Annotated in this window: 1 rRNA gene; it reads left to right on the top strand. The window is 49.6% G+C overall.

The window, feature by feature from the left end:
* The first annotated feature begins 98 nt into the window (after positions 1 to 98).
* Positions 99 to 215 (top strand): 5S ribosomal RNA (gene rrf / locus A6049_RS32310).
* The last annotated feature ends 37 nt before the right edge of the window (positions 216 to 252 follow it).

The following is a 252-nucleotide window of genomic DNA, read 5'->3' as shown; positions in this document are numbered from 1 at the left end:
GAATCGTTTCCCGAGTGGAAACATTCAAATACAAAATCTAGCCAGGTCGGCTAGCTACTCACTCGTTGCTCAGTTTTGAGAGCTCAAACTCTCAAACGTTTGGTGGCGATAGCGAAGGGGTTCCACACGTTCCCATCCCGAACACGACCGTTAAGCCCTTCAGCGTCGATGGTACTTGGACCGCAGGGTCCTGGGAGAGTAGAACGCCGCCAAGCGTAAACCCATTACGGGTTTCAATATCATATATAATGT

The sequence above is a fragment of the Paenibacillus sp. O199 genome, assembly GCF_001636635.1.
GTDB lineage: Bacteria > Bacillota > Bacilli > Paenibacillales > Paenibacillaceae > Paenibacillus > Paenibacillus marchantiae.
The sequence above is the reverse complement of the archived record's forward strand: the minus strand, read 5'-3'. Positions and strand labels throughout refer to the sequence as shown.